This is a genomic window from Synechococcus sp. R5-13 (genome assembly GCF_047462015.1).
Lineage (GTDB): Bacteria > Cyanobacteriota > Cyanobacteriia > Thermostichales > Thermostichaceae > Thermostichus.
The window spans coordinates 1-9678 of record NZ_JANSIL010000086.1 but is presented as its reverse complement, the minus strand read 5'-3'; the positions used below and the strand labels follow the sequence as shown (position 1 = coordinate 9678).

At 59.8% G+C, this 9678-nt stretch carries 8 protein-coding genes; 1 reads left to right on the top strand and 7 read right to left on the bottom strand.

Annotated elements, in window-relative coordinates; translation table 11 throughout:
• Positions 1 to 63 precede the first annotated feature (63 nt).
• From NW840_RS07130 to NW840_RS07105, 6 genes are all read right to left on the bottom strand, one after another.
• Positions 64 to 1110: a diguanylate cyclase gene (locus NW840_RS07130; RefSeq protein WP_414343345.1), complete on the bottom strand. Its 1047-nt coding sequence runs from the start codon at positions 1108 to 1110 to the stop codon at positions 64 to 66.
• A 76-nt stretch (positions 1111 to 1186) separates the two neighbouring features.
• Positions 1187 to 2074, bottom strand: coding sequence for a photosystem I biogenesis protein BtpA (btpA, locus tag NW840_RS07125; protein ID WP_414343344.1), 888 nt, complete (start codon positions 2072 to 2074; stop codon positions 1187 to 1189).
• A 31-nt stretch (positions 2075 to 2105) separates the two neighbouring features.
• Entirely contained in the window at positions 2106 to 3254 is a 1149-nt protein-coding gene (locus tag NW840_RS07120) for a quinone-dependent dihydroorotate dehydrogenase (RefSeq protein ID WP_414343342.1), read from the bottom strand.
• A 124-nt stretch (positions 3255 to 3378) separates the two neighbouring features.
• Positions 3379 to 4728, bottom strand: a complete 1350-nt coding sequence (locus NW840_RS07115) for an O-antigen ligase family protein (RefSeq protein ID WP_414343341.1) — start codon at positions 4726 to 4728, stop codon at positions 3379 to 3381.
• A complete protein-coding gene (locus NW840_RS07110) occupies positions 4728 to 5111 on the bottom strand; it encodes a 2Fe-2S iron-sulfur cluster-binding protein (protein WP_414343346.1) in 384 nt (127 codons plus the stop codon). The genes NW840_RS07115 and NW840_RS07110 overlap by 1 nt, the downstream gene beginning before the upstream one ends.
• 104 nt (positions 5112 to 5215) lie before the next feature.
• Positions 5216 to 6385 carry an RNA-guided endonuclease InsQ/TnpB family protein gene (locus NW840_RS07105; protein ID WP_414343340.1) on the bottom strand — a complete coding sequence of 390 codons (1170 nt, stop codon included), beginning with the start codon at positions 6383 to 6385 and terminating at the stop codon, positions 5216 to 5218.
• Positions 6386 to 6671: 286 nt separating this feature from the next.
• On the opposite strand from NW840_RS07105, the gene NW840_RS07100 reads away from it, so the two are divergent.
• Positions 6672 to 7115, top strand: a complete 444-nt coding sequence (locus tag NW840_RS07100; protein ID WP_011433853.1) for a phosphomannose isomerase type II C-terminal cupin domain — start codon at positions 6672 to 6674, stop codon at positions 7113 to 7115.
• Positions 7116 to 7165: 50 nt separating this feature from the next.
• Here NW840_RS07100 and NW840_RS07095 read toward each other — a convergent pair whose 3' ends face one another.
• A complete protein-coding gene (locus NW840_RS07095) occupies positions 7166 to 9643 on the bottom strand; it encodes a M48 family metalloprotease (protein ID WP_414343338.1) in 2478 nt (825 codons plus the stop codon).
• Positions 9644 to 9678 lie beyond the last annotated feature (35 nt).

The following is a 9678-nucleotide window of genomic DNA, read 5'->3' as shown; positions in this document are numbered from 1 at the left end:
CAAACAGAATGCTATCGCTGCATAGTTGAACAGTGATGTTCAGCAGTGTTCAGCGTAAATGTATCAGGGCAGATAAACCTTTGGGGCTGGGGTGAGGATGTGAACTCGGTTGCGCCCTGCCTGCTTGGCCTGGTAGAGCGCGCTATCCGCCTGCTGCAAGGCAGCTTCCGGCTCCAGGCGGTAGTCTTCGCTGAGCACGACCCCACCGATGCTGATGGTAACAGGCAGGCTGCGCTTGGGGGAGATGTCAATGGGCCGTTTGGCGATAGCCTGCCGCAGAGACTCTGCGTAGCGACCACAGCGAGAGGGGCTAAGTCCGGGCGTAAGGCAAACAAATTCTTCCCCACCATAGCGGTAGAGCAAGCTGGAGGGCCGCAGTTGATTTTGCAGCCGCCCGACGATGGCCTGCAGCACACAGTCGCCAATGTAGTGGCCGTGGCTGTCGTTGATTTGCTTAAAGTGATCTACATCCATCATCAGCAGGCAGAGATAGCGGTAGCGAGCTTCCCCGCGGGCTCCCACCTGCTTGAGCAAATGGGGCAGTGCCTGATCCAGAGCTCGTCGGTTCAGCGCCCCGGTCAAGGGATCCGTCAAAGACAAAGACTCCAACAACTCATTGCGGGCTCGCAACTGCCGGTTGGCCTGGGCCAAAGCTTGGGTGAGCCGCTGGAGGCGCAGCCCTGCCCGCACCCGCGCTCGCAGCTCCTCGGGATCGACCGGCTTGGTGATGAATTCATCCGCCCCCGCATCCAGCCCCTCTACCCGAGCCTCAACTTCAGAACGGGACGTGAGCAAAATGAAATAGACGAACTGCCCTGCTGCGGATCCCTTGAGACGGCAACAGAACTCTACCCCCGACATCTCAGGCATGACCCAGTCGCAGATCACCATGTCGGGCCACTCGCTCTCTTCCAAGCTTTGCAAGGGATCCCAAGCTGCTCGGGCGCTTTCCCAGCTTTCCACGTAGTACTGAGAGCCTTTGAGAGCATCGACAATATAGCGACGGACTACTGGGTCATCATCGACAACCCAAATGCGGGGAGTCCGGGCCGGAACAGAGCTCCAAAAGGTTTCTTCTGCTGAACCAGAAGGGTGGTACGCAGAATCCAAGCCCTCCAGATCAAGGGATGGCATAGCTAAAGAGGAATCGCCCATTGTAGTCGGATCCCAATCCTAGCGCCAACGGCTAGTTGGAACCAGAGCCGGGAGCGGCCAGACAAGCATGGTTGGAGGCCCGCTCACGGAGCGCAAGGTGCAGTGCTTCCACAAACTGCCGCACCCGAATCGGGTCGATCATGGGAAAGGGATCCGAATAGCCTGTCGGCATGCCTGCGGAACGGGAAGACCGCTTCAGAGAACTGGCCACAATCACGCCATCTGCCCGTCGGATCAGGCTGCCGATGTTTTCGGCAGTAGCCCCCGAGCCGATGAGCAGCGGCACCTGAGGAGCAACTTTGCGGGCCAGCTCCAGCTCCTCGAGCAGGGGTGGCTTGCCGGTGGCCCAGCCGGAAAGGATGATGGCATCGGCCAGGCCGCGCTCCACCGTGTCGGTGATGGCCGCATCCAGGCTGATGGGACTTAGGGGTTGAGCGTGTTTCACCAGCACATCGGCAAAAATCTTGATATTAGCCCCCAGCTCCCGGCGATAGCGCAGCAGGCGGTGGGCATTCCCCTCAATGATGCCTTGGTCGGTCACCATCGCCCCGCAGAGCACATTCACCCGGATGAACTGCGCCCCCACGCAGGCGGCAATTGCCAGAGCACTGCAGCCATCGTTGCGCAAGACGTTGATCCCGACCGGCAGCGAGACCAGGGTTTTCAGCCGCTGGACGATGACGGTCATGGCGCTGACCACCGCTGCGTCCACCCGATCCTTGGCAAAGGGGGCATCGTAAAAGTTCTCGACAAGGATCCCGTCTACCCCTCCTGCAGCCAGGGCGGTAGCCGCCTGTTCTGCCTGAGCGATCACCCATTCCAAGTCCCCCCCCCAGCGGGGCGAGGTAGGCAGCGGCAACAAGTGAACCACCCCGATAACCGGATGGGGGGTTTTGAAAAGGTGTTGCAGCAGGTTCACCGGCAAGCTTCCTCAGGGATCCCTAACGATCTTACGCCTGGATCTGACCCACAGGGGTATTCTCTGGGGGAAGTGTAACATCAGGGCTGGGGGGAGAAGAGCGGGCTAGGCCTCGGAGCAATTGCGGCACCATCCCCGGCCCTTCGTAAACCCAGCCGGTGTAGACCTGCAGCAGGCTGGCTCCCGCTTCCAGTTTCTCCAAGGCGTCGGCCAAGGTGAAGATGCCCCCCACTCCGATGATGGGCAATTTTCCTTGGGTGGAGCGGTGGATGTAGCGGATGACTTGGGTGGAACGCTCCCGCAAGGGGGCACCGCTGATCCCGCCGGCTTCTGCAAGGATTGGCCTAGACTCCGCTGGTGCGAAGGGGATCCCGTGGCCAGGTAGGAAACGGGTCTTCAGGTTATCGCGGCGCAGGGTGGTGTTGGTGGCCACGATCCCGGCCAGTTGATGGTCTTGGGCCAGCTCCAGGATGCTGTCAATGTCGGGCCAGTCCAGATCGGGGGCGATCTTCACCAGGAGGGGTTTTCGCTTCTGATTTTCCCGCTGTAAGGCAGATAGGATGGGCTCCAGTTGCTCAGCAGCCTGCAGGGATCGCAGCCCCGGCGTGTTGGGGGAGCTGACGTTGACCACAAAGTAGTCCCCCAGATCCTGGAGCAGCCGGAAGCTGGCCAGGTAATCGGCAGCCGCTTCTTCTAGGGGGGTGATTTTGGCTTTGCCCAGGTTGATTCCGATGGGGATGGGACGTTGGTGTAGCCGACGCAACCGTTCCGCCAGAGCCGCCGCCCCTTGATTGTTAAAGCCCATGCGATTGAGGGCAGCGCGATCTTGGGGCAGTTGAAACAGGCGAGGTTTGGGGTTGCCCGGTTGGGGCTGAGGAGTGACGGTGCCCACCTCTACAAAACCAAACCCCAGGCTGGGCCAGACGCCCAGAGCCAGGCCATCTTTGTCGAAGCCCGCAGCCAATCCAAGGGGATTGGGAAAGGTAAGGCCCCACAGCGACACCGCTAGCCGGGGATCCCGGTAGCAAAACAGTCGCTCCAGAGCCGATAGGATCCCGGTGGCCTGGGTGGCATCGATCCAATGCAAGGCGCGCAGCAGGCCCATCTTGACCGCTTCCGGGTCGGCTCTCAGCCCAGAAAAAAGCAGAGGCCACAGCACATCTCGGTACAGGTTTACCACAAGGATTTCCTACGGGTGGGAACCCATGGATTTTGGATTTACTGCTAGGTCAAGAGTCATTCCCTATTGCCAGGCAGCGCCGACGCCCATGGTGGGGCATTCAACCGTGACCCCCTTGGGAAAGCTATCCCAGATCTTGGTTGCATTGGCCCTTTGTCGAGCGCTGCTCGAGGCTGGCTCCCCAAACTGCCCCCAAGAGTAAGGTTACCAGCAGGTGAATGCGGCCATCCAACATCACCACGTCCAAAAGCCCTGAGGCAAAAAATGCCGTCAAGGCCAGCAGCATCCCCAACAGGACGCTTTCTTGCGAGCGCCGCCAAGCTTGCCATCCCCGCGCCAAAATCCAGCCCCACAGGATCAGATGGCCCAGCAATAGCGGGATCCCACCCTCGGCTGCCAGGTGTAGGTACAAATTGTGGCAATGGCCCAGCAGCTCCGGCGGCTCCTGAGCATTATAAAGGGCGGCAAAGCTCTGCCAGCCCCAGCCCGTCAAAGGCCGCTCTCGCGCCATCTGCAGGGCGAATTGCCAAGCATCCAGCCGGTTGGCGGTGGAACTAAAATGGAGCGCTTGAGGATCGAAGGTGTCTGCCAGACGGCTCCAAATCAATCGGGGCACTACGGCCCGCCAGCCCGGCCAATCCCAAGCAGCGGCCAAACCGGCCAATCCCAGACCGGCCAAAATCCCGATCCCCCACCAACAGCGCCGCAGGGCCAGCCCCATCATCAGCGCCAGCCCCCCCACTCCCCAGCCGTTGCGAGAGGCTGTCAGCAGCAACAAGAGGGATCCCAGCCCCAACACAGCTCCCAGCCCTACCACCCTCGGCCAGTCTTTGTCGGCCTGATCCAGCCACAGCCCTGCTGCCAAGCACAGGTGGATCACCAGGTAGATGGCCAGCGTATTGGGGGAAGTGAAGGCTGCCGCCGGTCGCTCTCCCCCGGCAACCCCCGTAATCCAAACCGGCCCCCAGAAGAAGTGCCCCTGCCATCCCCACAGCACTTCTCCCCAACCCAAAAGCAGCATCAGCCCGCTGCCCAGCACCAACACCTGGGCCAACCGCCGACGGCCCACAGGACAGGACTCCGTCCCGCTGACGCGAAAGGACTCCGTCCCGCTGACGCGAAAGGACTCCGTCCCGCTGACGCGATCGGCCAGAACAGCGGCAAAGGCCGGCAGCATCAATAAAAAAGGCCAGTAGTTGAACATCCCTGGCAGGCTCAGCCGCCAATCTTCCCCCAAAAAAGCCACTCCCACTGCCGCCAGGCTCAGGAGAGCCGCCAGTCCAAATAGAGGATCCCGCAGGATCCGGCCACCGCAGCGGGTATAACCCTGAATCGTTCCCACCAAAGCCAACAGCAAGCTGGGGGCCAGATTCACCGGGATCAGCGCCGCTGCCGCCAGCAGCCAGCCCCTCGGCTGAGAGGGCAAGGGATCCGGCGACAGTTGTTGAGACGAAACCGGTGCCGAAGAAGACATCACTCATCCTCGATGGGGATCCCTGGCCTGACCTGCCCCTGGCCGAAGTAGCGCCCAAATTGCAGCTCGTACACCTCATCTTCATCTTGGGTTTCTACCCACAGCTCCGAGCGGGCATAGCCCACGCACAGCAGCCCATACCCCTGCTCCTTCAGCTCCCGCGAAATGCCCATGGCTTCCGGCTGGTACAGGGATCCCCGCCGTACCCGCACCGCACAGGTGGTACAGGCGCCGTTGCGACAGGCAAAGGGCAGTTGGATCCCTTGGGCCTCGGCGCTGGCCAAAATGTATTGATCCGCCGGCACCTGGATTAGATAGTGGGTGTCCCGTTGGCGGTCATGGATGTGAACCGGGTAAGAAGGGGCAGAAGAGGAAGAACGCATGGAGAAGTGACCTTTTTGCAGAGCAGAGATCTTTATTCTTGACATCCGCCCCGTCCTAGTCGCGTCAGCGGGCCCGTAGGCCTTAGGACGAGGATTCCTAAGCCTCACAGCTTAGGTTCCTGCTTCATCGCAACTGCCGCCACCCTGGAGGGCTTTGGTCTTACGTCTGCTCCACAGGCTGACACCGTGTGCCCCACGGCCAAAAGATTGCGGGCAGCGTTGATGTCCCGGTCGTGCCTGGCCTGGCATCGAGGACATTCCCACTCCCGTACCTTCAAGGGCAGTCGAGCCAGGGTATAGCCACACCCTGAACAGGTCTTGGAACTAGGAAACCAGCGATTCACCCAAATCAAAGTGCGCCCATACCACCGCGCCTTGTACTCCAACTGCCGCAACAGCTCACCCCAACCGGCATCACTGATAGCTTTGGCCAACTTGGAGTTGCGAATCAGGTTCTTCACCGCCAACGTCTCCGCCACAATTGTTTGGTTTTCGCGAATCAGGCGGGTGGTCAGCTTGTGCAGATGATCCTGGCGACTGTTGGCAATCTTTTGGTGAATCTTGGCCACCTTCAGCCGCGCCTTGTAGCGGTTTTTGGAGCCTTTCTGCTTCCGACTCAGAGCCTTTTGCGCCCGACGCAGTTGCTTGTAGCGCTGGTTCCAATGCTTGGGGTTGGCCACCTTTTCCCCTGTACTCAGGGCAACAAGACTGCTAACGCCCACATCCAGTCCAACTGACTGTTGAGCAGGGGCAAGCGTCAGGTCGCGGGGGTCGTCAAACCTGAGACTGACATGCCACTCCCCCACAGGACTCAGCCGAACGGTAACTGTGGATGGCTCGACCCCTTTGGGCAGTTGCCTAGACCACCGGATGTTCAGGGGCTCAGAGCACTTGGCCAGGAAGACTTGGCCATCTTTCCACCGAAAAGCAGACCGGGTGAACTCTGCACTACCACCGTCGCGTTTTTTCTTGAATTTGGGATAGCTGGCTCTGCGGGCAAAGAAGTTGTCGAAGGCGGTTTGCAGATGCCTCAGACTCTGCTGCAGGGGAACGCAGCTCACTTCGTTCAGGAACTGGAGTTGAGGCTGTTTTTTCCACTCGGTCAGCAGGGCAGAGGTTTGTGCATAGCTGATGCGCTCCTGCCGCTCCTGCCAGGCTTGGGTTCTGGCTGCCAATGCGCGGTTGTAGACCAGGCGAACACAGCCCAGTGTTTTTCTCAGCAAGGTTTCCTGGTCAGGTGTTGGGTAGAACCGGTAGCTGTAGGCTTTTTCCATGGGGCGGAGCACTCTGCCTTGCATTTTAGCGGGTATGGTGTAAGGGTACGACTATGTTTGGCTGGCTTTGCCCGCCGCTCCTCTTCCTCCCTGTCCTAAAGGACGGGGTTTCTCGGAGCCTTTCTGATGATTCCACAGGATTTTAACCACTGCCCTACCAAACCTGAACCGGCTGGGGATCCCCAGGAGCTGAAGCAGATCTGTTGGTGGGTCTAAAGATAAACAAACAGACCCCGAGTTGGTTGTTGAGATAAGCTAAAGGTAGGGCTCCCAAGGAGAGCATCCCATGCTAGAAACCCCCAATGCCAATTTGGCCTCACCGGAAAAACCTTCGCCTTCCCTCTCTGCCGAAACCCTCAACAAGCTGATCGAGAGCAATGCTGAAAGTCGGCCTTGGGGCAGCTTTACAGTGCTGGAAGAGGGCCCTGGCTACAAAATCAAGCGGATCGTGGTTTTGCCCAAGCATCGCCTCAGCCTGCAGTTGCACTACCATCGCAGCGAACACTGGATCGTCGTTGCCGGCACCGCCAAGGTCACCTGCGGAGATGAAGAAAAGCTCATCACGGCCAACCAATCCACCTACGTGCCCCCTTGCACCAAGCATCGCCTGGAGAACCCTGGCGTCATCCCTCTGGTGATTATCGAGGTGCAAAACGGCCAGTACTTGGGCGAAGACGACATTGTCCGCTTCAGCGACGACTACGCCCGGGTTAACGGTGGGCAAAAGTAGCCAATCCCAATGGCCTAGGCGAGCTCTTCGCTGCTGAGGATCGCGATCCTCTAGAACAGCATCACCAGCAGGGCAACCACTAACAACAGCACAGCCCACATAGCCTGCCAGAAGGGATGGTAGCTGGTGATGAGCTGGCCATGGCGGGTTTGGAAGCGGGCCAGATCCAGGTAAGGGGCCACCCCCCGTCGGAACCACCCCACTGCGGATCCCTCTTGGCCGATTACCCCCCCTGCCTGGCGCGCTCCAAACAGGAAGTTGCCCAGCGGCCCAAAGCGGGAAGCATAGCGCAGGAAGATCATCCCTGTCTCATCCTGGAACTTGAGATCGGAGCCGAAGCGATAGCCCGGATCCCCTCGCCCAATCACCCGCCCCTCCAACTGCATCGGCAACCCGCGCAAGGGGCTGGCGTAGGGATTGCTCATGGCCTTCAACACGGTCAACGCTGGCGGGTTTTCTAAGCTGGGGTACATCACTGTCATCTTCAGCAGCAGGCCCAAGCCCACCCCCATCAGGGTCAGCCCGGCAAACATTTCATAGAAGCCCACCTGCAAGGCCGGGATCCCGAGCAGTGCCCCCGCGATTGCCCCCAGCCACTCGGCGTTCAACAGCAGCACATCCAGGAGGAAGTTCCCGTAGAGCTGTTGCCGGTTGAGCTGCTTGCCCTGGGCAACCACGCTGGTCATGTCGAATTCCACCGGCAGATCCAGTTGCTCCGCATAGGTGCTCAGCGCCCGTACCCGTTTGCCCGTGAGGGGATGGGTGGAGTTCAGCTCCATCCACCAGGCCCAAGGGTTAAACAGATCCCACAAAAATACCCTGCCCACCTGGCCGGGATCCGAGGCAACCCGGTAGGCCGTCCCTGCCATCACCGCCGCCTTGGCATCGTAGATCCCCAAAGCCCGCGTTCCTTCCAGCAGGCGAGCACTGCGCTGTCGGGTTTCCTCATCCCGCTCCCGCTCTCCCTCTTGCACAATGCCGTAGGCAATTTTCACCAAAGCCCGCGAGAGCCCATTGGGGTTGCCGGTGGTTTCGGCGGCAAAGTGGTCGGCAAAGTACTCCCGCACCCGCGACAGATACAGCAACAAGTAGGAGCCGGCCACATAGAAAAAGTAGGCGACCAAGGCCAGGGAGCGGAGGCTGCCCCTTTTGCCGTTGTCGCGCGCATCCCGCATGTAGACGTAAAGAAGGTAGAGAATCTGCACCAACGTGGAAGCCAGGGTCATGACGGCGAAATCCCAGTGGATCACATGCCCCAGCTCGTGGGCATAGACCGTAGCCACCTCTTCATCTTCCAAGTAGGTGAACAACCCTTCGCTGACGACGATGCGGGCCGTGTCCGGCAGGCTGCCATAGGTGAAGGCGGTGGGGTTTTGGTCGCGGATCAGCCCCAGCTTCGGCTGCTTCAGCTTGTACTGTCGGCAGACCCGTTCAATGACCTCCGCACTCTCTGGGCTGCGACGCCCGATTTCCGCCAAGCTCACCCACTCGGTGCCATAGAGGCTGTGCTGGATCCAGTCCATCAGCCAAGGGGACAAAAAGAAGATCAGGGCATTGAAGGCGAGGGTGAGCAGAATGGCGAAGATGAAAGAGCCCAGAGAGAATCCCCCCTCTAAGCTGCCCAAGACGGTCAGGAAAAGCACAAACACCATACCGAACAGCAGGCTCAGGGTCACACCTGAGGCCGCCGTCAGGTTGCCGGCAAAGCTGGCCAAAATCAGCGAAACCCCCACCTGAGGCGCGCGGTAGCTGCGCTTGGTTTGCCCAATTTTGAGACCTGAGGTGGCGGGATCCAATTCCGCTACGGTGCGGCTGGGGTTGAAGCAATAGCGGCTCAGCCAAACGCTCAATAGACGCAGCTCGTGAGGATTCAGGCTTTTCAGAGGCTCCAGCCACAAGGCCGCTTCCACCGATAACATCACCGTCGAGACGGCGCTGGGATTGCGAAACAAGGTGGGCAAGAGGGGCAGAACCTCCTGCTTTTGCCCAGAAGTGAGGCCGTGAAAACCCAAAACCGCCTGGCGGAGCAAACCAGGCGGCTGAGGAAGGTCGGCAGTAAGCAACTGGCGATCGCTGACAAAGCAGTAGCGGCTTAGATCCAGACTCTCCGGGGACTCCGTCCCACTGACGGGTTCGCGAGAGGGTCGCGTAGCGGTAAAGTGCTCTGCACTGCTAACACGACCGGGATCCACCTTGTCTGTCGCCGGCTCCGGATCCAGCCTCACCTGAGTTTTCCAGTCGGCAGCCTGCTGGCCCATGGGGCGGCTGTAGAGGGCCAACCGTTTGACTTGGGGGTAGCGAGTGGGAATCGCCTTCTGGAACCAGGCCGTCAACTCCTCATAGTTGAGAGCAAGGCCGGCAGGGCGGTTGATCATAATGACGAGGGCATAAGCCTTGGGACTCTCCTGGAGCGGTTGGGCTTTGGCCTGTAACCTAAGGCGGGGATTGGCCAGCGCCTGCTCCAGCCACTGCACCACTTCCTGTTCGTTCATGGCCCTGATACATTTACGCTGAACACTGCTGAACATCACTGTTCAACTATGCAGCGATAGCATTCTGTTTG